General features: G+C 72.5%; 19 protein-coding genes. 11 read left to right on the plus strand and 8 right to left on the minus strand.

Going from position 1 to position 21,373, the window contains the following annotated elements; genetic code table 11:
* Positions 1 to 12 precede the first annotated feature (12 nt).
* Positions 13 to 870, minus strand: a complete 858-nt coding sequence (locus ACIBQ8_RS34150) for an amidohydrolase family protein (RefSeq protein ID WP_397194009.1) — start codon at positions 868 to 870, stop codon at positions 13 to 15.
* 147 nt (positions 871 to 1,017) lie between these two features.
* Between ACIBQ8_RS34150 and ACIBQ8_RS34155 the strand changes: the two genes are divergently transcribed.
* Positions 1,018 to 2,919 carry a hypothetical protein gene (locus tag ACIBQ8_RS34155; RefSeq protein ID WP_397194010.1) on the plus strand — a complete coding sequence of 634 codons (1,902 nt, stop codon included), beginning with the start codon at positions 1,018 to 1,020 and terminating at the stop codon, positions 2,917 to 2,919.
* Positions 2,916 to 3,830: an aldo/keto reductase gene (locus tag ACIBQ8_RS34160; protein WP_397174688.1), complete on the plus strand. Its 915-nt coding sequence runs from the start codon at positions 2,916 to 2,918 to the stop codon at positions 3,828 to 3,830. The genes ACIBQ8_RS34155 and ACIBQ8_RS34160 overlap by 4 nt, the downstream gene beginning before the upstream one ends.
* A 37-nt stretch (positions 3,831 to 3,867) precedes the next feature.
* Here ACIBQ8_RS34160 and ACIBQ8_RS34165 read toward each other — a convergent pair whose 3' ends face one another.
* Complete coding sequence (locus ACIBQ8_RS34165) at positions 3,868 to 4,668, minus strand: hypothetical protein (protein WP_397194011.1); 801 nt, start codon at positions 4,666 to 4,668, stop codon at positions 3,868 to 3,870.
* Between the two features lie 95 nt (positions 4,669 to 4,763).
* On the opposite strand from ACIBQ8_RS34165, the gene ACIBQ8_RS34170 reads away from it, so the two are divergent.
* The 6 genes from ACIBQ8_RS34170 (at position 4,764) to ACIBQ8_RS34195 (ending at position 13,135) form a co-directional block, all read left to right on the plus strand.
* A complete protein-coding gene (locus ACIBQ8_RS34170) occupies positions 4,764 to 6,026 on the plus strand; it encodes an alpha-L-fucosidase (RefSeq protein WP_397174691.1) in 1,263 nt (420 codons plus the stop codon).
* Positions 6,016 to 7,848, plus strand: coding sequence for a heparinase II/III family protein (locus ACIBQ8_RS34175; protein WP_397174693.1), 1,833 nt, complete (start codon positions 6,016 to 6,018; stop codon positions 7,846 to 7,848). Before ACIBQ8_RS34170 ends, ACIBQ8_RS34175 begins: the two co-directional genes overlap by 11 nt.
* 226 nt (positions 7,849 to 8,074) lie before the next feature.
* The gene (locus ACIBQ8_RS34180; protein WP_397174695.1) at positions 8,075 to 9,322 is read left to right on the plus strand and encodes an ABC transporter substrate-binding protein; all 1,248 of its coding nucleotides are present in this window, start codon (positions 8,075 to 8,077) and stop codon (positions 9,320 to 9,322) included.
* A complete protein-coding gene (locus ACIBQ8_RS34185) occupies positions 9,304 to 10,254 on the plus strand; it encodes a carbohydrate ABC transporter permease (RefSeq protein ID WP_397174697.1) in 951 nt (316 codons plus the stop codon). The genes ACIBQ8_RS34180 and ACIBQ8_RS34185 overlap by 19 nt, the downstream gene beginning before the upstream one ends.
* Before the next feature lie 9 nt (positions 10,255 to 10,263).
* On the plus strand, positions 10,264 to 11,121 hold the full coding sequence (locus ACIBQ8_RS34190) for a carbohydrate ABC transporter permease (RefSeq protein WP_397174699.1): 858 nt from the start codon (positions 10,264 to 10,266) through the stop codon (positions 11,119 to 11,121).
* 25 nt (positions 11,122 to 11,146) lie between these two features.
* Positions 11,147 to 13,135: a right-handed parallel beta-helix repeat-containing protein gene (locus ACIBQ8_RS34195; RefSeq protein WP_397194012.1), complete on the plus strand. Its 1,989-nt coding sequence runs from the start codon at positions 11,147 to 11,149 to the stop codon at positions 13,133 to 13,135.
* Positions 13,136 to 13,226: 91 nt separating this feature from the next.
* Here ACIBQ8_RS34195 and ACIBQ8_RS34200 read toward each other — a convergent pair whose 3' ends face one another.
* Entirely contained in the window at positions 13,227 to 13,715 is a 489-nt protein-coding gene (locus ACIBQ8_RS34200) for a GNAT family N-acetyltransferase (protein ID WP_397174703.1), read from the minus strand.
* Between the two features lie 139 nt (positions 13,716 to 13,854).
* Between ACIBQ8_RS34200 and ACIBQ8_RS34205 the strand changes: the two genes are divergently transcribed.
* Positions 13,855 to 14,274 carry a hypothetical protein gene (locus tag ACIBQ8_RS34205; RefSeq protein WP_397194013.1) on the plus strand — a complete coding sequence of 140 codons (420 nt, stop codon included), beginning with the start codon at positions 13,855 to 13,857 and terminating at the stop codon, positions 14,272 to 14,274.
* A gap of 15 nt (positions 14,275 to 14,289) precedes the next feature.
* Here ACIBQ8_RS34205 and ACIBQ8_RS34210 read toward each other — a convergent pair whose 3' ends face one another.
* Positions 14,290 to 15,108, minus strand: a complete 819-nt coding sequence (locus tag ACIBQ8_RS34210) for an alpha/beta fold hydrolase (protein WP_397194014.1) — start codon at positions 15,106 to 15,108, stop codon at positions 14,290 to 14,292.
* Between the two features lie 177 nt (positions 15,109 to 15,285).
* Between ACIBQ8_RS34210 and ACIBQ8_RS34215 the strand changes: the two genes are divergently transcribed.
* Positions 15,286 to 16,551 carry a hypothetical protein gene (locus ACIBQ8_RS34215; RefSeq protein WP_397194015.1) on the plus strand — a complete coding sequence of 422 codons (1,266 nt, stop codon included), beginning with the start codon at positions 15,286 to 15,288 and terminating at the stop codon, positions 16,549 to 16,551.
* 7 nt (positions 16,552 to 16,558) lie between these two features.
* On the opposite strand, the gene ACIBQ8_RS34220 is transcribed toward ACIBQ8_RS34215, so the two are convergent.
* Positions 16,559 to 17,455, minus strand: a complete 897-nt coding sequence (locus tag ACIBQ8_RS34220; protein WP_397194016.1) for a LysR substrate-binding domain-containing protein — start codon at positions 17,453 to 17,455, stop codon at positions 16,559 to 16,561.
* A gap of 93 nt (positions 17,456 to 17,548) precedes the next feature.
* Here ACIBQ8_RS34220 and ACIBQ8_RS34225 point away from each other — a divergent pair, with 93 nt between their 5' ends.
* Positions 17,549 to 18,583: a nitrilase family protein gene (locus ACIBQ8_RS34225; RefSeq protein WP_397194017.1), complete on the plus strand. Its 1,035-nt coding sequence runs from the start codon at positions 17,549 to 17,551 to the stop codon at positions 18,581 to 18,583.
* A 27-nt stretch (positions 18,584 to 18,610) separates the two neighbouring features.
* Here the strand turns inward: ACIBQ8_RS34225 and ACIBQ8_RS34230 are convergent, their stop codons facing one another.
* The 3 genes from ACIBQ8_RS34230 to ACIBQ8_RS34240 form a co-directional block, all read right to left on the minus strand.
* Positions 18,611 to 19,498 (minus strand): hypothetical protein, encoded by an 888-nt coding sequence (locus tag ACIBQ8_RS34230; protein WP_397194018.1) that lies wholly within the window; start codon positions 19,496 to 19,498, stop codon positions 18,611 to 18,613.
* Complete coding sequence (locus ACIBQ8_RS34235; protein WP_397194019.1) at positions 19,495 to 20,160, minus strand: RNA polymerase sigma factor; 666 nt, start codon at positions 20,158 to 20,160, stop codon at positions 19,495 to 19,497. Before ACIBQ8_RS34235 ends, ACIBQ8_RS34230 begins: the two co-directional genes overlap by 4 nt.
* A 142-nt stretch (positions 20,161 to 20,302) precedes the next feature.
* Positions 20,303 to 21,121 (minus strand): ion transporter, encoded by an 819-nt coding sequence (locus ACIBQ8_RS34240; protein WP_397194020.1) that lies wholly within the window; start codon positions 21,119 to 21,121, stop codon positions 20,303 to 20,305.
* Positions 21,122 to 21,373: the final 252 nt, after the last annotated feature.

A 21,373-nucleotide genomic window follows, 5' to 3' on the forward strand; every position in this document is an offset into this window, starting at 1 on the left:
ATCGCTTATCGATCAACTGTCGCATCGAAGCAGGGGCTCAGGAGCGTTGTCAACCGGGGGTGCCAGGCGGTACGCGCGTTCGGCGGTGGTGCGCAGCACCCGTTCGCGCTCCCCGGCCGTCAGCCCGGCGAGCCCGAGCGTCGCCAGCTCCAGCGACTCGGCGCGGGACCCGCGGGGCAGGCAGATCGGCCAGTCGGAGCCGACGACGCACCGATCGGGACCGAACGTCTCGACCACGTGGGCGACCAGGGCGGCCACCCGTCCCGGCGGCACGCCGTGCTGCTGGGTGAGCAGGCCGGAGATCTTCATGATCACGTTCGGGGTGCGGGCCGCCTGCCGCACGTGCTCGCGCCACTCGCCCGGGTCGGCCGCCAGCAGGTTCGGCGGGTTGCCGAGGTGGTCGACGACCACGGTCAGCTCCGGGTGCCGCGCGGCGACCTCGGCCGCGACGCCGACCGCGGCGGCGTGCAGGTTGAGTTCGAGCGCCACCCCGAGCCCGGCCAGCACGGGGACGAGCGCGCGGGCCGAGGCGGGCGTGGCCGCCCACGAGGGGCCGCCGAGCCGCATCCCGTTGGGCCGGGCCTCGTCCATGAGGTCCCGGAACCGGGACGGCTCGATCCCGGCGTGGACGTTGAGGTTGCCGACGTGCCCGGCGATCAGCCCGGGGTGACGCAGGCGCAGGTCGCGCAGCCGCCACGTCTCGCCGCGGTCGCCCCTGGACGCCTCGACCAGGATCGTCCCGGTCAGGCCGAGGCCGTCGCCCGCCGCGGCCAGGTCGCCGGCGGTGAACGACCGGTGATGGGGTGACTCCGGCGTGATCCACGGATAGCCGCCGTCGAGGTCCCAGAGGTGGGCGTGGCAGTCGATCACCTGTGCTCCGTATGTTCGGCCAGTATTGACACGTTGATCCGAGCTCATGATGATTCTAATCATCGGCTATCGATCAGCGATTACAGGTGTTCTCATGCGCATGGCAGCAAGACTCCCCGGCGGCGCGGCAGAGGGCGGTGGCGGGAGGTGACGGCCTTCGACGCCGCGCGCGTGCCGGAGGTGCGGGCCTCCCGCGGACTGACGACCCCGCCGCGGTGGGCCGTGCTGGAGCGGGAGCTGTTCGCCGTCCAGGACAAGGCGTGGCGGATCTTCTCCGACCGCTACACCGAGGACGACGGCCGGCTGGTCTTCCGCGACAGGCTGGGGGAGGGGCTCGACGGCCGCGACGGGGTGGACGACTTCTACGAGGCGTTTTTCAACTGGCCGACGCTCTACCTGCTCGGCGGCAGCGCGGACGTCCTGACGGCGGCGCGACGCCACTGGCGGGGCGTCACCGCCCAGCTGACCGGGATGGGCATGCTGGTCGAGGAGTTCGAGCGCGGCTACGACTGGTTCCACCAGGGCGAGGGCATGCTGCTGTTCTACGGGCTCTGCCTCGCTACGCCCGGCGACGGCGAGCTCAGGGAGCTGGCCGGGCGCTTCGCCGACCTCTACCTGCCCGGCGGCCCCAACTACGACCCCGAGCACCGGGTCATCCGCGCGCCGCACAACGGCGCCGCCGGCCCCCGCTGGGGCTTCAGCGACCACGACGTGTACTTCCCGTGGAGCCTGGCCCTGCGCCCCTACGGGCTGCCGCTCGACTGGATCGACGAGGCCGCGCCCTTCGACGACCTGGCCGCCGACCCGGCGCGGGCCCGCGCGTACGGCCGCGTGATGTGGGAGCGCATGGGACGCGGCGACACGATCGTCAACCTCTGCGCGACCAGCCTCGTCACCAACGCCTACCTGCTCGGCGGCGAGTCGCGCCACGCCGACTGGGTGGTGAAGTACGTCGACGCCTGGCGGCGGCGGCTGGACGGCCGCGACGTCGTCCCCGACAACGCCGGCCTGCACGGCGTGGTCGGCGAGCACCTCGACGGCCGCTGGTACGGCGGCCACTACGGCTGGTCCTGGCCCCACGGCCTGCCGCCCGTCGGGACGGCGGCGATCGTCGGCGCCTCCAACGCGACGTTGCTGACGGGCGACGCCTCCTACCTGGACCTGGCCCGCAACCCGCTGGACGTCGTGCTCGGCCGGGCCGAACGACGCCGCCCCGCCGACGTCTCCACCATCACCAGGCGCTGGCGGCCCCACCTGCGCGGGCTGGAGCACGAGCCGACCCTCATGGCGCCCATGCGCCACGACGATTCCGGCTGGTTCGACCACAACATCATGCCGACCCAGCTCCCCGTGGCCCTGTGGCAGTTCAGCCGGGCCGCCGCCGACCGGGAGCGCGTCGACCGGCTCCGCGAGGAGGCGAGCTGGGACTGGACGGCGGTGCACACCCAGCGCACCAAGGAGGAGTCCGGGCACGAGGAGCCCTGGTACGAGTACCTCGCCGGCCGCAACCCCGGCTTCCCCGAGCGGATGCTGCGCAGCGCCATCGACACCTGCGCCCAGCGGCTGGAGTCCATCGCGGCCGACCCGGTGGACCCCGCCGTCGGCCCCGACGCGTTCGGCATCCACGACTGGCAGGACCGCAACCCGGTCGTCACGGAGGCGCTGCTGCAGCTGACCACCGGATCGCCGCAGGTGCTCTACAACGGCGCGCTGGCGCAGATGCACCTGCGGTACTTCGACGCCGGGGAGCGCCGTCCGGGCCTGCCCGCCGACGTCGCCGCGCTGGTCACCGGCATCGACGCCGGCCACACCGTGGTCGAGCTGGCCAACCTCGGCGACGCGCCGCGCGCGCTCGTGGTGCAGGCGGGCACGTTCGCCGAGCACGTCATCCACGAGGTCCGCGCCGACGACGGGCCGCCCACGCCCGTCGAGGGGCCGTACGTCCACGTGCGGCTGCCGGGCTCGACGCACGTACGGCTCACCCTCACGATGACGCTGCGCGGCGGGAGACCCACGTACGAGGCTCCGCCGATGGAGGTGCGGCGATGAAGGCCGGGCTGCCGCGGCTGGGCCTCGGCACCGCCCCCATCGGCAACCTGTTCCAGGACGTCTCCGAGCAGGACGCGGCCGCCACGGTGGCCGCCGCCGTCGAGGAGGGCGTCACCTACTTCGACACCGCGCCCCGCTACGGGCACGGGGTCGCCGAGGAACGGCTCGGCCGCGCGCTCGCCGCTCACGGCGGGGCCGCCGAGCCGGTGATCTCGACCAAGGCGGGCTGGCTGCTGCGCCCCGGGCAGAGGGTGGTCACCGACTGGACCGAGCGCGGCATCCGCCGGTCGCTGGAGTCCAGCCTGGAACGGCTCGGGCGGCCCTCCGTCGACATCCTGTACCTGCACGACCCCGACGACTTCCCCGAGGACGTGCGCCGTACCGCCTACCCGGCCGTGCGCAGGCTGCGGGACGAGGGGCTGGCCGGCGCGGTCGGCTTCGGCATGAACCACAGCGAACCGCTGGCCGCGTACGTGGCCGAGTTCGACGTGGACGTCGTCCTCATCGCCGGGCGGTTCTCGCTGCTCGACCACGACGCGCTGACGACCCTGCTGCCGCTGTGCCTGAAGACCGGCACGGCGGTGGTCGTGGGCGGCGTCTTCAACACCGGGCTGCTCGCCGACCCGCGTCCGGAGGCCATGTTCAACTACCGGCCGGTGTCGGGCGGCGTGCTCGCGCGGGCCGAGCGCTGCCGGGCGGTCTGCGCGGAGTTCGGGGTGCCGCTCGCCGCGGCGGCCGTCCAGTTCCCCTTCCTCCATCCCGCCGTGCGGTCGGTCGTGGTGGGCTGCCGGTCGGCGGCCGAGGTGAAGGGGAACGCGGCCGCCGCGCGCACGGAGATCCCGCCGGAGCTGTGGCGCCGGCTCGCCGAGGAGGGGTTCGTCCCTCCGGAGCTGCTGGACGGGCAGGGGTAGCCCTCGGCGGGGCGGGTTGTCCGCCCCGCCCCGTCGCTCAGTCGTTCTCGCGAGCGGCCAGGTACTCGGCCAGGCCGGCTCCGGTCAGCGGGTAGTAGTCCGACAGCCGGCCGCCCTCGTCCAGGCGGCGGCGGGCGAACTCCTCGCGGTCCTGGTGCAGGAGGGAGTCCTCGGCCACCGCCATGGCGCTGCCCTGCGGGACGACGACCGCTCCGTCCTCGTCGGCGACGATCAGGTCGCCGGGCGTCACCAGCGTGCCGCCCACCCCGACCGGGACGTTGAAGGCCGAGGGGAACAGCTCGGCCTGCGAGGCGTAGTGCGGCGTCACCCCCGTGCACCAGATCGGCACGCCGAGCGCGCGCACCCGCGCGGCGTCGCGCACCCGCCCGTCCACGACGATGCCGGCTCCGCCGCGCAGCTTGAAGTAGCGGACCAGCATGTCGCCGAGGCAGCCGGTGAAGTGGCTGGCCTGCGCGGAGATGACCAGCACGTCGCCGGGCCGGATGGATTCCAGCACCCCCCACAGCGCGGTCTTGCGCTCGGCGTCCTCCTGGCCGGTGCCGGAGAAGACGTCCTCGCGCTGGGGCAGGAACTGCAGGGTCACGGCGCCGCCGGTGATCCGCACGCCCGGCTCCCTGTGCAGGGGGACGGGGCCGTCGATGAAGGTCCGGGTTATGCCCATCTGGTGGAGCTTGGCGCAGGCGGTGGCGGCGCTCACGTCCGCGAGGGCGTCCACCAGGCCCGCGCCGGGCCGGACGAAGGGCGAGGCGTGCGCCGGTCCCAGCATCGTCTCGTAGACGCCCGTCTCGGGTGCCCCGACATGCCCGTTCGTGCTCATTTCTGCCCCATCCCCATACATCGACAATTATCGCCTATCGATGGTAGATGTAACTGCCGACCGATGAGAGCTGTCAACCGTGAGAGGAGACCGGGATGCCGGCGGGGCCGACGGAGTGGTTCGAGGAAGCGCGGTTCGGGATGTTCGTCCACTTCGGGCTCTACAGCCTCGCCGCCCGGCACGAGTGGGTGCGCAGCCGGGAGAAGATGCCGGACGCGGACTACGACCGCTACCTGGAGCAGTTCGATCCCGACCTGTTCGACGCGGCCGAGCTCGCCAGGACCGCCCGCGCCGCCGGGATGCGCTACGCGGTGCTGACCGCCAAGCACCACGACGGGTTCTGCCTGTTCGACTCCGCGCTCACCGACTACACCAGCGCCCGCGCGACCGGCCGGGACCTGGTCGCCGAGTTCGCCGCGGCCATGCGGGCCGAGGGCCTGCGCGTGGGGCTCTACTACTCGCTGCTCGACTGGCGCCACCCCGACTTCACCATCGACCGGTACCACCCGCTGCGCGACAGCGCGCCGCCGGACGCGAACGCCACGCGGGACATGGCCCGCTACCGGGCGTACCTGCACGGGCAGGTACGCGAGCTGCTGACCGGGTACGGCCCGATCGACCTGCTCTTCTTCGACTTCACCTACCCGGCGAAGGGGCCCGCCGACTGGGGCGCGGAGGAGCTGATGGCGACCGTGCGCGCGCTGAGCCCGCAGATCGTGGTGAACGACCGCCTCGGCATCCCCGGCGACTACGTCACGCCCGAGCAGTACCAGCCCGACCGGCCGCTCACCCGCGACGGCGTCCAGGTCATGTGGGAGGCGTGCCACACGCTCAACGGCTCCTGGGGCTACGACCGCGACAACCACGACTACAAGGACCCGGCGCTGCTGATCCGGATGCTCGTCCAGTCGGTCGCGTGCGCCGGCAACCTGCTGCTCAACGTCGGTCCCACCGGCCGGGGCGCGCTCGACCCGCGGGCCCGGCACACGCTGGCCGCGATCGGGGAGTGGATGTCCCTGCACGCCAGGGCCGTGCACGGCGCGGGGCCGAGCGCGTTCACCCCGCCGCCCAACGCCCTCTACACCCAGCGGGCCGGCCGCCTCTACCTGCACCTGCTGTCCTGGCCGCTCAAGCACGTCCACCTGCCCGGCCTCGCCGGGCGCGTGCGCTACGCCCAGTTCCTCCACGACGGCTCCGAGGTGCGCTTCCACCAGGCGGACGGAGACCTGCACGAGCACAACAACCTCGCCCTGCCGGGCCAGCCGCCGGGCACGCTGACGCTGACCCTGCCCGTCGCCGCGCCCGACGTGCCGCTCCCGGTCGTCGAGCTCGTGCTGCGCGACGACGATGGTTCCTGACGTCACCGCGCGGCCGGTGTGGGACGCGGTGCCCGCCGAGGCCCGCGACGCCGTCCTGGCCGCCGCGGCCGAAGAGCTGGCCCGCCCGGCCCCGCGCCTGTCCGCGGACGACTGGGCCCGGACGTTCCGCGACGGGGCGCGGGCCGTCCACGAGGACGAGGCGCGGCGGCTGCGCGAACGCGTGGACGTCCTCGCCCTCGCCGCCGTGCTCACCGGCGAGGTGGCCCCCGCGACCGCGCCCCCCGGAGCCTGCCCGCACCTGGACGCCGTCGTGGACGGGCTGATGGCGCTCGCCGAGACGAGCACGTGGTGCTGGGCGCCGCACGATCGCGGGGCCGCGGCCCGCGGCGAGGTCGTGCCCGACCCCGACGACCCCTTCCTCGACCTGGGCGCGGCCGAGATCGCGGCGCTGTTCGCCTGGACCGGCCACGCGCTGGGCCCGCATCTGGACATCAGGGCGCCGGGGCTGCGCCGCAGGTTGCGCCGCGAGGCCGACCGGCGGGTGCTCACCCCGTTCGAGCGGGTGCGCGACTGGCACTGGATCGGCCGCGACGGCCGGGCGAACAACTGGAACCCCTGGATCCACGGCGCCGTCCTGGCGGCCGCGCTGCTGCTCTGCGACGACGCCCGGCGGCGCGAGCGCCTGGTACGCCTGGTCGCCGAGGGGCTGGACCACTACGTCACCGGGCTCCCCGACGACGGCGGGATCGACGAGGGCATCGCGTACTGGTGGCAGGGGGCGTGCCGGCTGCTGGAGGCGCTGGACCTGCTGGACGACCCCGGCCCGCCGGTGCTGCCCGCCCTGCTGGCCTACCCCCGGCGCATGCATCTCGGCGCGGACTGGTACGTCAACACCGGCGACGCCCCCGCCCGGCTCTCCGGCGAGCGGCCGTGGCAGGTGCTCTTCCGCTGGGGCGAGCGCCTGGGGCAGCCGGAGACCGTGGCGTACGCGGTGGCCGCCGCACGCCGCTCCGGCGGCGTCGTCCAGCCGAGGGCCGGGCTCGGGCGCGCCATGACCGCGCTGGCCGACCGGCGATGGTGCCGGGCGGTCGCGGCCGGCGGGACGCCGGACGGCTCGCCCTGGCTGGCCCGCGAGTGCTGGCTGCCGCGCATCCAGGTCATGGTCGCGCGCGAGCGGGCCGGGAGCGCGGACGGGCTGACCGTGGCGGCCAAGGCCGGCCACAACGGCGAGCACCACAACCACCTCGACGTCGGCTCCTACTGGGTGGCGCTGGACGGACGGCCGATGGTCGTGGACGCCGGCCAGCCGACCTACACCGCCGCGACGTTCGGCCCGCGCCGCTACGAGGAGTGGCCGTTCCAGAGCGCCTGGCACAACGTGCCCGAACCGGGACACGGGCAGCTCCCGGGGGAGGAGCACGGTGCGCGGGACGTCGCCGTCCGGCTCGGCGAGGGCCAGGCCGTCCTGCGGGCGGACCTGAGCGCCGCCTATCCGGCGGGCCTGCTCACCCGCTGGGAGCGCGTCGTGCGGCTGGTCCGCGACGGCCCGGAGCCGTACGTCAGCGTGGCGGACGCATGGGCCGCGGGCCCGCGGACCGTGCTGTTCCGGCACCTTCTCGCCGGCGAGGTCGAGTGCCGGCCGGGCCGGGCGGTCGTCACGGCGGACGGGGGACCGCCGCTCGAACTGCGCTGGGACGCCGCCGCCGGCACCGCGTCGGTCGAGCACCGGGACATCGACGACCCGCGCCTCGCGCGCAGCTGGGGCTCCCGGCTGACCCGGCTCACGCTGGCCGTCACCGGCCCGGGGAGCGGCGGCCGGTTCGCCGTGAGCTTTCGCCGGCACGCACGAAATGACTCTTGAACAAGTTAGGTATGCCACATAACATCACCTATCGATAGGCGATGGACGTTGACGGTGGTCGAGGTCGCCGCGTCGATCGTGTCGAGCCGTCACGCCGTCCGCCACGCCGGCCCGCGCAGCCCGACCCCCTCACTCAGGTGGCCCCCGGGCGGGCGGCTGCCGAAGACGGCCAGTCCACCCCGACCTTCCACCGGTCATGACTATGCAATTGGAGCGTGCAGCGGATATGGGAACACAGTTGCGCCGGGCGTGCGCGGTCGCGGTCGCCGCGACCACCGTGGTGGCCGCGGCCACCGCCTGCGGCGGCGAGGACCCGGCGCAGGCCGGCGCCACGACTCTGCGGATCATCGTCAACATCAGCCCGAACCTGACCGAGCAGTACTGGAAGGGGCTGTTCGCCAAGTACGAGCAGAGCCACCCGGGGGTGAAGGTCAACCTGGAGCTCACCGGGACCGTCTCGGCGACCGCCAAGCTCACCCAGGACCTCGCCGCCGGCGACCCGCCGGACATCGCCCAGCAGATCACCCCGACGAAGGAGAACGCCGCCCTGTTCGCCGACCTCACCGGCGAGGCGTGGACCGGCCAGACCCCGCTGGCCGACCAGTACGCCGTGGACGGCAAGCGCTACCTGGTCGGCGTCGGCCAGCAGATCCAGTCGCTCGTCTTCTACAACAAGGCCGCCTTCGCCAAGGCCGGTCTCGACGCCACCGCAGTCAAGACGCTCGACCAGTTCCAGGACGCCATGGCCAAGCTGAAGAGCGCCGGTTACACGCCGCTGCAGAGCGCCGGGCAGTGGGTGCCGGGAGCGCAGTTCTCGCTGATCGCCGACTCCGGCGTGCTCACCGCCGACCCCGACTGGACGGTCAAGCGCAAGCAGAACCAGGTCTCCTTCGCCACCGGCGACTACCTGAAGTACCTCCAGCGCTTCCGGAGCTGGATCGACCAGGGCTACCTCGACAAGAGCGCGCTCGGCCTGACCTACGCCGACGGGCAGACGGCCTTCCTCGACGGCAAGTCCGCGATGTACGTCATGGGCTCCTTCTTCGTCCCGGCCGCCGACGCGGCGAAGAAGAGCGACGAGATCGGCGTCTTCTCCATGCCGTCCGACGGCTCCCACCCCACCGCCCAGTACGGCAACATCGCCAGCCCGTACGTCGTCGTCAACGCCTCCAAGAACAAGGCCGCCGCGATCGACTTCGTGAAGTGGCTGGTCACCGACCCCGCCGCGATCGAGAGCCAGCTCGCCGCCGACGGCAACCTGCGCAAGGGCTTCACCTACAAGATGTCCAGCCTCGGCACGCAGGTCCAGAAGATCCTTGAGGAGGCGCCGTCCGTCCTGGTCAAGTCGGGCGAGCGCCAGCCGGTCGAGGGCTATCCGGCCGAGCTCAACACGCAGGTGCAGAAGCTGTACACGGGCGCCACGGCCGAGCAGGTCGCCGCCGGTTTGGACAAGTGGTGGAACTCGCAGAGCTGACCCGGCGGCCGGAGCGGCAGGCGTCCGAGCCCCGGCGCCCGCGCCGCGAGTGGCTGCCCGCCAGGTACCGGGCCAGGGCGGTGACCTTCGGGCTCGTCGCGCCGTCCGTGCTGGTCTACACGGTGATGACCGTCGTCCCGGTGGGCGTGGCGGTCTATCTCAGCCTGACGGACTGGAACGGCTTCTCCGAGGCGGTGTTCATCGGCTTCGAGAACTACCTGCACCTGTTCGACGACCCGAGCTCGACCGGCGCCTGGTACGTGACCGCCCTCGTCGCCGTCACCGGCACCCTGCTCATGATCGGCGGCGGCCTGGCGTACGCGCTGCTGCTGAAGGAGCGCTCGCGGACGAACTCGTTCTTCCGCACGCTCGCCTACTACCCGCACGTGATCAGCGCGCTGATCCTCGGCTTCCTCTGGGCCGCGATCCTCGGCACGAACGGCGCCGTCAACAGCACGTTGCGGCACTTCGGCATCGGGCCCGTCGGCTTCCTGTTCGAGGAGAACCTCGCCCTGGTCTCGCTCATCGCGGTGATCGTGTGGGCCGGATTCGGGTTCAACGTCGTGCTGTTCGTCGCCGCGCTCCAGACGGTCCCCGCCGAACTGCTGGAGGCCGCGGCGATCGACGGCGCGACCCGGCGCCAGGCCAACCTGCGGGTGGTGATCCCGATGATCTCCCCGGTGGTGACCGTGGCCACCGTGCTGAACCTCATCGGCCTGATCAAGACCTACGACCTGGTCGTGAGCCTCACGAACGGCGGGCCCGCGGGCGCCACCCAGACGTACTCGTTCCTCATCCTGGCCAGGTCCTTCGAGGGGACGAAGGTCGGTTACGCCAACGCGCAGGCCGTGTTCCTCATGGTCGTGTGCGCCGGCCTCGCCCTGCTGGTGACCGCCGCGCGCAACCGGCAAGACCGGGCCACGACGAGTTAGGGGACGGCGATGATCGAACAAACGGAAGCCGGCCACGGCAGGCGCCGCTCCTTCGTGCGCCCGGTCATGCTGGCGCTGCTGCTGGTGGCCATGACCGTGCCGGTCTACCTGCTCGTGGTCAACAGCTTCAAGTCCCAGGACGACATCCTCGGCAACCCCTTCTCCCTCCCGTTCGGCGACCTCACCTTCGAGTACCTCGCCAACGCCGTCGACAGCCCCCAGTACAACGTGATCCGCAGCTACGGCTTCACGCTGTTCCTCGTCGTCGTCGTGGACGTCCTGTGCATCCTGCTGGCCGGCCCGGCGGCGTACGCGATCGCGCGCAGCCTCAGCCGCCGCTCGCAGCTGCTGCTGCTGTACTTCCTCGCGGGCACGTTCATCCCGGGCGCCGCGCTGGTGATCCCGGTGATCTACGTGCTGCGCTCGGTCGGCCTGGCCAACACCGTGGCCGGGCTGGTGGCCCACGACGTGGCCTCGACCCTTCCGGTGAGCATCTTCCTGTTCGTCGGCTTCATCCGGACCATCCCGGCCTCCATCGACCAGGCGGCGATGATCGACGGCGCGGGCCGGCTGCGCACGTTCTGGACGATCATCTTCCCGCTGATGCGGCCCGCGGTGGTCACCGTGCTGATCCTCAACTCGATCGGGATCTGGAACGACTTCGTCAGCCCGCAGATCCTGCTCAGCCCCGGCTCCGGCCGGTACACGGTGACGACCGCCATCTACGCCGGGATCAGCCAGTACTCGACCGACCTGACGAGGGTGTTCCCCAACCTGCTGCTGGCGGTGGCACCGGTCGTCATCTTCTTCGTCTACATGCAGCGCCACATCATCAGCGGCCTCACGGTCGGCGCGGTCAAGGGCTGAACGGCCCGTCACGGAAAGAAGGACCATGACGTTCTTACGCAATCGGCGGCCGTTCGCGGCCATGGTGATCGCGACGGTGATCGCGACGGTGCCGGCAGCCGTCCCGGCCGTCCCGGCGGCGGCCGAGCAGGGCGCGAGCGCGGGCGGCACCACCTACCACGTCGCGCCGTGGGGCAGTGACTCGGCCGACGGCCGGTCGGCCGCGACGGCCTACCGCCGCATCCAGCGGTGCGCCGACGTCATGACGCCCGGCGACACCTGCCTGATCCAGTCGGGCACGTACGAGGAGACCGTGGTGCCCGCCAGGCCGGGCGCCGCCGGACTGCCCATCACCTACCGGGCGGCCCCCGGCGCGCGCGTGACGGTGAGCGGCGCCAAGCGGATCAGGGGCTGGTCCCCGGTCACCGGCCGGGACCTGGCCCGCATCGCGCGGTCGGACCCGTACGCGGCGGGCTCGCCCTTCGCCCAGGCCGTGCGCGACGGTCACGTCCACAGCGCCCGCGCCGACCTCGGGCCCGACGTCACGACCGTGCAGACCTTCACCGACAAGCGGATGAACGTCGAGGCCCAGTGGCCCTACCCCGGCCTCGACCTGCTCGAACCCGCGGTGCGGTACGCCGGCCCGGGCAGCGCGGCGGCCACCGTCGCCGACGACGCGCTGACCCGCCCGGCCGGCTACTGGAACGGCGCCCGCGTGACGACGAACTACTGGTACATCACCGCGACCTCCACGATCAAGAGCTCCGACGTGGGCTCGGTCGAGCTCGACGTGGCGCCGCCGTGCGTCCACAAGGTGGTGCCGAAGGACACCCGGTACGCGCTCGCCGGCAAGATCGGCGAACTCGCCCACCCCGGCACCTGGTTCTACGACCCGGCAGGCAAGCGGCTGTACCTGTACAGCGAGGACGACCCCAACCGGCACGTGATCGAGGCCAAGGCCCGCACGCTGGCCTTCGACCTGCGGAACGCGAGCCACACGACGATCGCCGGCCTCGGCCTGTTCGCCGCCACCATCGAGACCGGGCCGGGCAGCAGCCACATCGTGATCGACGGGATCACCGGCACGTACCTGTCGCACTACACCGACATCACGCGCGGCGCCGCCGACTGCGGCTCCACCGTCACCCGCGGCGTCGCCGACACCGGCATCGTGCTCAACGGCACGGACAACAAGGTCGTCGGCAGCGACCTGTCATTCAGCGCCGGCAACGGCATCGCGCTGCGCGGCATGCGGAACACCGCGACGAACAACGTCATCCACGACGTGGACTACCTGGGCACATACGCGGCCGGCGTCGCCGTGCAGGGCAACAGCCAGACGGTCACGCACAACACCATCTACCGGGTCGGCCGCAGCGGCGTGAACCTGCAGTGGGACGACGCCGCCGGCGGCACGCCGGGGCCGGACCGCATCGCCTACAACGACATCTCCCGGTACGCCCGGCTGAGCCTGGACGTCGCCGCGGTCTACACCTGCTGCGGCTCCGACATGCTGGGCACCTCGATCGACCACAACGTGCTGCACGACCCGGCGCCGAGGTGGGGCGCCACCAAGTTCGGGGTCACCGGCGTCTACGCCGACAACGGGCAGAGCAACATCACCATCGCCGCCAACGTGGGCTGGGGCAACCCCGAGGGGACCGTCATGCTCAACGGCCTCGGCGGCGGCTCGCGCAACAACGGCGTCTACAACAACACCGGCGGCATGACGATGTTCTACGTCAAGGAGCCCGGCAACTCGACCGGCACCAAGGTCTACAACAACATCGGCCCGATCCGCGGCCTCGACGGCGCCACGAACGGCGGGATGGTGCTGTCCAACAACCTGCCGGCCGACGTCGACCCGCTGTTCGTCGACCCGGCCGGGCGCGACTACCGGCTGTCGGAGGCGTCCCCGGCGCGCAACCAGGCGATCCCGCTGCCCGGCGTCAACGACGGCTCGACCGACCCGCTCCCGAGCCTCGGCGCCTACCAGTACGGCGCCCCCAAGTGGGTGGCCGGAGCGACCCGGTAGGAGGGCCGGGCCCGGATCGGGTTCGCCGGCCGGCGTCCGTGGCCGCCGCCACGGGCGCCGGGTCCGGTGCGCGGTGTCCTCCGGGACGCCGTCACAGAGGGCGGTGCATGATGTGCAGGCCGACGTAGCCCTTCGCCGGGCTCCGGAAGCCCTCCGGCACGGTGCACAGCACCTCGAACCCGAGTTTCCGGTACAGCCGCACCGCCGTCTCGTTGGTCTCCACGACCGCGTTGAACTGCATCGAGCGGAAACCGTTGGTGCGGGCCCACTCGATCGTGTACTCGCACAGCGCGCGGCCCACACCGCGTCCGGAATGCGCTGGATCGACCATGTAGCTGGCGCTGGCGACGTGCGAGCCGTTGCCCATCTGGTTGTTGTTCATCTTCGCGGTGCCGAGGATCGTCCCGTCGTCGTCGACGGCGACGACCGTGCGGTTGGGGGCCGGCAGCAACCACCAGCCGCGCCCCTCCTCCCGGCCGAGGTCGAGCGGATAGGTGAAGGTCTCACCGGCGGCGACGATCTCGCGGAAGAACGGCCAGATGGCCGACCAGTCGTCCACGGTGGCTTCCCTGATCAGCATCCGCCCAATATACCGGCGGCGGCCGGGCGTCAGGAGAGCCGCCGGAGCGCCGCGATGCTGCCACCCTTGTGCCATGGTTCGCACCTCACTCATCGCATGCTGCTTAGCCGTCTCGCTCACCGGTTGCGCGGGTGACCCGGTGCCGGCGGCGTCGTCCGGGTCCGCCCGGCCGGAGCCCGCCGCCGCCCCGCGGACCCCCGTGCAGCAGAGCAGCGTTCCCGGCACGCAGCGGTACTACGCCACCGAACTACGACCCGGCGACTGCGTCGAACCCCTTCCCCAGACGTACCTGGTGACCGTCGTCCCCTGCCACGTGCCGCACTCGGCCGAGTTCGCCACCACGTACGTCCTGCCGCAGGGGCCGTACCCGGAGGCGGACATGGCGCGCCTCGCGGAGAACGGCTGTCTTCCCAGGATGCGCGTCAAGAAGCCGAAGAAGGACGAGATCGGGCTGGCGTGGCTCGCGCCGGCCCCGGGGGACTGGCCGCGTTACCGGACCGTGTACTGCCTGGCCGTACGCGTGGACGGGCGGAAGGCGACAGGACGGGTGGTCGAGTGACCACCCGTGCGCGGGTCAGGTGGACTTGATGAAGGTGTGCAGGTCGTCGTTGAACCGGTCGCGGTGGGTGACGAACAGGCCGTGCCCGCCGGTCGGGTACTCCAGGTAGGTCGCCCCGGGAACCAGCCCGGCGGTGCGCCGCCCGCTGACGGCCACCGGCACGGAGGCGTCGGCCGCCCCGTGCACGACCAGCGCGGGCACGGCGATCTCGGCCAGCGAGGCCCGGTGGTCGAAGGTCATCGCGGCCCGCTGGTACTGGCGGATCGCCCACGGCGAGACCTCAAGGCACTGCCGCAGCGTGAAGTCCACCTGCGCGGGGGAGACCTCGTTGCCCAGGTGCGTGGCGAAGAACGCCTGCGCCCGCTGGGCCAGCCACTTGGGACGGTCGGCGTCCAGGGCCGCCATCGACGCCTCCAGCACGGCGCCCGGCACACCCTCGGGGTTGTCGTCGGTCCGCCACAGGAACGGCAGCATCGCCGAGACGAACGCCACCCGCGCGACGCGCTCGTCGCCGTGGCGGGCCAGGTACCGGGCCACCTCGGCGCCGCCCATGGAGTGACCGACCAGGGTGATGTCGCGCAGGTCGAGCAGCTCGATCAGCTCGGCCAGGTCGTCGGCGCCGGTGTCCAGGTCGTAGCCCGTCGAGGGACGGTCCGAGCGGCCGTGGGCCCGCCGGTCGAGGGCGACGCAACGGTAGCCGCGCTCCACGAAGTACGGGATCTGGTACTCCCACATGTCCGCCGAGAGCATCACGCTGGCGGCGAAGACGATGGGCTTGCCCTGGCCGTGGTCCTCGTAGGCGAGGCGGGTGCCGTCCGTGGTCTCGAAGAACATCTCATGACTCCTTATGTCGTGCGATGTCTCGAGCTTTTCAGGCGGAGGTAGGGGCGGCAATTACGTCCCGGGTAAGCGTGCGCGGATCGCCGCCGGTGCATGTTGACGCTGTTGGCGCCGCGTGTTGTGATCCACACAGGCGTATTTCGTACTTGTTCAGTATGAAATGAGGCGGTCATGAGGCTCCTCCGGAACGCGGTCGCGGTGGTCATGCTCCTGGTGAGCGCGGCGGGCATCCAGGCCGCGCGGAGCGGACCGGCGCAGGCGGCTCTGCCCACCGCTCTGCCCACCGCCGCCGTCGCGCTCGGCGACAGCTTCATCAGCGGGGAGGGCGCGGGCGACTACCAGCCCGTCGTCGACGCCTCCGGTACGGCACAGGCCTTCCCCGGCTGGTCGGCGGCCAACAGCAACGCCTACTTCTGTCACCGGTCGGCGAACGCCTCGGTGTTCACGGCGTCGCTCCCGGGCATCCAGCAACGGTTCAACCTCGCCTGCTCGGGCGCCCAGCCCGCCGACATCGCCGCCCCCTCCAGCGCCCGCGCCGAGGGCCGCGCCGTCGCCGCGCAGCTCGACCAGCTGCGCGCCGTCGCCCGGACGCACGACATCGACGTCGTCCTCGTCGGCCTCGGCTCCAACAACACCCAGTTCACCTTCGGCGACGTGGCCACGCTGTGCGCCAACCGCTTCATCGCCGACGCCTGGACGGGCTGGTGGGAGTTCTGGGCCTACCTGAAGGGCGAGGTGCCGCAGAAGCCCTGCACCGCCTCGGACCTGGCCACCGACGCCGAGGTCGCCGCCGCCACCGCCGAGACCACCGCGGCCCTGCGCCAGATCCTGGACACCCTCGACCAGATCGACGCCGACGGCGTCCACCAGGTGGTGCTGCAGACCTACACCAACCCGCTGCCGCCCGACGTCGCCCCGCAGTACTACGACGAGGACGGCCGCACCGACACCCGCGACAAGTTCCGCGCCCTCGGCGCCGAGCGCTACGCCGCCGGGTGCCCGATCCACCGCGCGAGCCTGGCCCCCGGGCACGTGTTCTCGCAGAACCTCGGCTCGCTGGTCAAGAACGCCTTCGCCACGCTGGCAGCCGAGCGCCCGGCGGCCGACCTGCGCGTGCTGGACGTCCAGAGGGCCTTCGACGGGGCCAGGCTGTGCGAGAACCCCGGCAGCCCGGCGGGTGCGCTCGCGACGCCGGTCCGGGTGCAGGACGGGCCGTCCGGCACGTTCGTCACCAGCCTGTCCGGTTGGGACAAGATCGGCATCCAGCGGGCGGCGAACACCTGCGTCACCTACTTCCAGACCTGTCAGGAGTCGTGGCATCCCAACGCCGCGGGGCACACGGTCCTCGGCCAGTGCCTGACCGGCGCGCTCGCCGCGACGTCCCGCGCCGTCGTCACGTGCGCCCGTAACCCGGACGGCACGCTCACCATCTCCTGACGCCGGCTCAGGAGCCGCCGGCTTCCGGATGACCGTGTTCTCGGACGAGGTCGAGGAAACCGGTCGTCAACGGGCCGGGCCGCCCGTCCTTCCACACCACGGCGATCTGCCATTCGGCCGCCGGATGGCGGATCGGCGTGATCGTGACGGCGGGGGGCGCGATGCGGCGGGCGCTGGCCGGCACGAAGGCGACCCCCGCCCCGGCCGCCACCAGCGCGAGGACGGTCTGCAGGTCCCGCGCCTCCTGGACAACGGCGGGACGGACCGCGACGGCGGTGCACAGGTGGTTGATCTGCCGGGCCAGTCCAGGCCCTCTCTCCCGCGCCAGCCGGAGGAAGTCGTGGCGGGCCGCCCAGCTCGCGAGCTCTCCGACGTCGTGCGGGGGCCGGTCGTCGTGGTCGGCCCAGGCGAGGGCGAGGCGGTCGCCGGCCAGCGGCAGTCGTCCCCGTCCGCCTTCGAGAGGCAGGCGGACGAAACCGACGTCGAGGTCGCCCGCGTCGATCCGGTCAAGCTGGACCTGTGACGACATGTCGTCCAACGTGACGTGCGCATCGGGGTGGCGCCGCCGGAAAGCGGCGACGATCCGCGGGGCCAGGTCGATGCTGGACAGCCCGAAGCCGACCGCCAGCCTGCCGATCTCCCCGGCGGCCATTCTCGCCATCCGCCGGGTGAGCGCGTCGGCTCGCCGCAGGAGAGCCTGCGCGTCCGGGAGCAGGACGGCGCCCAGCTCGGTCAGGACGGCGCCGTGCCGGCCGCGGTCGAACAGCCGGCCTCCCACCTGCGCCTCCAGCGACTGGATCTGTTTCGTGAGCGTCGGCTGGGTGACGTTCAGCGTCCGCGCGGCGCGGCCGTAGTGACCGTGCTCGGCGACCGTGAGGAAGGCGCGCAGCAGAACCAGATCCATTCCGTGACTCTATCGAACAGCGAAAAACATTCATTGGACGCATGGGAGGCGCATGCGGTCTCCTGGTGAACCCCAAGGATCCGGAGGTTCGCGATGGCAGGGAACGACGAAGCGGCCGAGACCCCCGCACCGGCGTTGCGGTGCGCGACCGTGCAGTTCGAGCATCGTCCCGATGACAAGACCTACAACCTGGCCCAGGTCGAGCAGCACGTGCGCGTGGCGAGCGCGGACGGCGTGCAGGTCATCGCCTTCCCGGAGATGTGCCTGCTGGGGTACTGGCACCTCCGCCGCCAGACCCCCGAGCGGCTGCGCGAGCTCGCCGAGCCGCTGGACGGTCCGTCCGTCACCGCGGTCCGCGCGCTGGCGGCCGAGCACGGCCTCGCCGTGGGAGTCGGCTTCCTGGAGAGCGACCCGGACGGGCGGCTGTTCAACAGCTACGCCCTCTGCCTCCCGGACGGATCGGTCCATCGTCATCGCAAGCTGCACGCCTTCGAGCACCCGGCGATCAGCAGCGGCGACGCCTACACCGTCTTCGACACCCCCTGGGGAGTCCGCATGGGCATCCTCATCTGCTGGGACAACAACCTGGTGGAGAACGTCCGCGTCACCGCGCTGATGGGCGCCTCGATCCTGGTGGCGCCCCACCAGACGGGCGGCACCGCCTCGCGCAGCCCCCACGGGATGCGCCCGATCCCCGTGGAGCTCTGGCGCAACCGGCACAGCGCCCCGGAGGCGATCGAGGCCGAGCTGCGCGGCCCCAGCGGACGCCAGTGGCTGATGCGCTGGCTGCCCGCGCGGGCTCACGACAACGGGCTGTTCGTTCTGTTCAGCAACGGCGTCGGCGAGGACGACGGCGAGATCCGCACCGGCAACGCCATGATCATCGACCCCTACGGCCGCGTCCTCGGCGAGACCTGGGCGGCCGGTGACGACATGGTGACCGCCGACCTCGACCTCACCCTGCTGCCGCTCTCGACCGGCCGCCGCTGGCTCCAGGGACGACGCCCGGAACTCTACGGCCTCCTCACCCACCGGTTCGGGGACGAACGCGAGCCTCGCGCCGCCCGGTTCGCCACCGACCCCGTGCCACTCCTCCGCACCCCGGGCAGCGGGGGCGGGGGCGCCTGAGGCCCGGCGCCGCTGTGAAGGGCCAGGTCAGCTGCGCGCAGAGCCCCCTGTGGCCGGTGTGGTCAGTTGCGCGCTCGTCCGGCCGGTGAGCTCCTCCAGGGGGACGCCGTGCCGCGACCCGTCCTGGAGGATCGTCGTGACGCCCTTGACGCCACCCCGGCCCGATGCGGCCCTCTCGCGCTCCTCCGTCGTCGGCGCGTCCGGCCACCAGGCCGCGAAGTAGCCGCCGGTGACGGTCGCGGTCACGGTGCCCTTCGCCTCCGTGGACAGCTCCACGCCCACCACGTCGGCGCCGACCCTGCCGGTCACGATGCGCACGCTCTCCTCGCTCGAGCTCACGACCGAGCCGAGGGCGGCCCGCGCCGATCCCGGCGGGACCGGCGGAAGCGGTCGCGCGCCGGGGCCCGGCGTGGAGCCGCCCGCGGCCGCGATGCCGCCGTCGCGGAACAGGCAGCTGATCTCGGCCAGCCGGCTGCCGCCGTCGTTGACGTAGACGAGCGTCCACGGCCCCCGGCCCTCGGTCACCACGGGCCGGAAGCCGAGCTCGTGCCCCGTCGTGCGCCGGGCGGCGTCCTGGGCGTGGTCGAGGCACTTCTCCTGGGCCTCGGCGGCCCGGTCACCGGTCACCGTGTGCGGCGTCGCGGTCCACGCCGCGATCGCCGAGCCGCCGCCGAACACGCCGGGCAGCAGCAGCGCCGCCGCGACGCCGGCGGCCACCCCGCCGGCCACGACGACGAGACGCCTGGTCGTGAACGGGCGACGGCGGCCGGCCGCCGAGGCGGGCGCCGCCGCCGGGTCGGCGGACACCACCCGGGCCAGCAGGGCCCGGGCTCCGGGATCGGTGCCGGCGTCTAGGCCGGCGGGGGTGACGGCCGGGTCGAGGTCGCGCAGGACGTCTTCGAGGCTGTCGTTCATCGCATGCTCCGGGAGTCTGCGGTGGCGGTTGCCACAGGCTGGGTCGTCGCGGCGGGGGCCGTGCCGGCCTGGTGGTCGGTCTGGTTGTCGGTCCGGGCGTCGGCGTGGCTGTCGGTCTGGGCGTCGGCCTGGTGGTCGGCCTGGTGGTCGGCATGGTGGCGCAGGGCGCGGCGGGCCCGGGTGAGCCGGAGCCGGAACGCGGCGGGGGAGATGCCGAGCACCCCGGCGGCCTGCGGGGCGGTGAGGCCGTCCCAGACGGCCAGGGCGAGCGTCTCCTGGTGGCGCGGGCTGAGCCGCCGCCACGCCTGGACGAGGTCGAGGCGTCGTGCCACCAGCTCGGGGTCCAGCCCGTCCGCCGCGGCGCCGGTCGGCCGGCTGTCGGCGATGCGGACGGTCAGCGCCCGCCGCCGCTGGTCGGCCCGCAGCCCGTTGCGGAGGGTGCGGTGCGCCACGCCGAACAGCCAGGCCCGCGCCTCGTCCGCCGCCGCCGGCACGTCGTCCAGGCGCCTCCAGGCGACGAGGAACACGTCGGCGACCACGTCCTCGGCGTGCGAGGGGTCGACGCGACGCTCGACGAACCGCAGCAACGCGGCATACGTCTGCTCGTAGAGCCGGGCGAAGCGCTGGGCGCGCTCCGGCGGCCCGGTGTCGGTGACGTTCATGCCTGGCTCATGTCCGGCAGGCGCACGGGTGTGTCGCTCGGTCACTTCGCCCAGTGTCGCGCAACCGCGCGGCCACCTGGTCGGCTGAGCCGTGTTCCGTCAGGCCGGCTCGTCGCCCCTCTCGATCGCCGCGGACGCCCCCTCAGCCGGCGTCGGCGCGGCCGTCGGCCGTGACGCCCTCGCGCGCCAGCAGCAGCTGGTCGAGTTTGGCGTTCACCGCCGCGAGCTGCTGCTTCACCTCCGCCAGCTCCGCCTGGGCCCGCGTCTCCGCCGGGGACGGCTCGGCGTCGTTCATCGCGTTGACCACCACCGCGATGAACAGGTTCAGCGCGACGAAGGTGGACATCAGGATGTAGGCGATGAAGAACACCCACGCCCACGGCTTGTGCTCCATGACCGCCTGGGCGACGTTGCCCCAGTCGTCGCCGGTCATGATCTGGAACAGGGTGAACAGCGAGCGGGGGAGCTCGTCGAACCGCTCGGGCATGATCTCGCCGAACAGCTTGGTCGCGATCACTCCGGCGATGTAGATCATCAGGACGAGCAGCCCGATGATGGAGGCCATCCCGGGCACCGCCGACAACAACGCGCTGACCACGCGGCGCATGCTGGGCACCGCCGAGACCAGCCGCAGCGCCCTCAGGATGCGAAGCGCGCGCAGCACCGAGGCCGGGCCGGAGGCCGGGACGAGCGCGATCGCCACGATGATCGTGTCGAACCAGTTCCACGGGTCGGCGAAGAACGCGCGGCGGTAGGCGAACAGCCGGGCCGCGATCTCCACCGTGAAGACGGCCAGGGCGATCCGGTCGACGGCGTGCAGGAGCCCGCCGGCCTGCTCCATCAGGTAGGCGCTGGTCTCGCAGCCGATCGTGGCCGCGTTGAGCACGATGACGCCGATGACGGCCCGCTGGGTCAGCCGGTGCTCGAGCACGGCCCGCACGCGTTCTTGCCCGGACGACACGGGATCGCTCCTCACAGTGAAGATCACAAATCGCTGATCATGGTAGAGGCGACGGGAGGCTCCCACTGCGACCGAACCCGGCTGAGACGCGGATCACATCCGGTGCTTACGCTCGCTCATATGCGTTGACCCGGGCGAAGACGCCCCGGTCAGGACCGGACTGCCCGGGTCGGAGAACGTCCGGGCCAGGAAGCCGCGGCCGGCGCGCCGCGGCGGAGAACACGAAACGGGAAGGATCGGTGGTGGTGTCCG

The sequence above is a fragment of the Nonomuraea sp. NPDC049646 genome, from assembly GCF_044465525.1.
GTDB lineage: Bacteria > Actinomycetota > Actinomycetes > Streptosporangiales > Streptosporangiaceae > Nonomuraea.